Raw genomic sequence first — 593 nt, forward strand, 5'->3', positions numbered from 1 at the left:
TCCGCGCAGAACGACTGCACCTGGCGCTGCAACAACCCCGAATACACCGCCGACGCCACATAACCCAGTTCGATATGACCGATCTCGCCACGCCCGGCGCGCTGGGCATTGCGTTGGGCAAACTCGAACTGGCGCACGGTGGCCTCTGCCTCGATCAGCAAGGCCGCGCCCGCCTCGGTCAGGCTGACCTCGCGCTGGCGGCGGATAAACAAGCGCGTACCGAGGGTGGCTTCCATGTCCTGGATCTGCCGGCTCAGGGTCGGCGGCGCGATACCCAGCTGTTCGGCAGCACGGGTGAAATTGCGTTGCCGGGCAACCGCCAGGAAGTAGCGGAAATGACGTATTTCCATCACAGGATTAGCTCAAAGGTAATGAAATTCTGTATGGCGCCTAACAAGGACGCCACCTGCCGGGGATAAGCTCGCGGTACGTTCACAGTAGAGAGGCTTTCCCATGTTCGTCAAATCATTGGTCCTGGTGCTTGCCGGTCTTTGCACCGTGCCCGCAGCGCTGGCCGCAAAAGCCCCGGCAAGCATTGCCCACAAGGCAATCCTGAGCCTGGCAGCGGCCCAGCAGATCGCCGCACACGCGCG

The 593-nt window shown here is 62.2% G+C and carries 1 protein-coding gene; it reads right to left on the minus strand.

What is annotated here, in order from left to right:
* Window positions 1-350: LysR family transcriptional regulator (locus HX846_RS38445; protein ID WP_178967606.1), on the minus strand; the 350-nt coding region annotated here is incomplete at its 3' end.
* Window positions 351-593 lie beyond the last annotated feature (243 nt).

Origin of the sequence: Pseudomonas sp. K5002 (genome assembly GCF_013386655.1) — a bacterium.
Lineage (GTDB): Bacteria > Pseudomonadota > Gammaproteobacteria > Pseudomonadales > Pseudomonadaceae > Aquipseudomonas.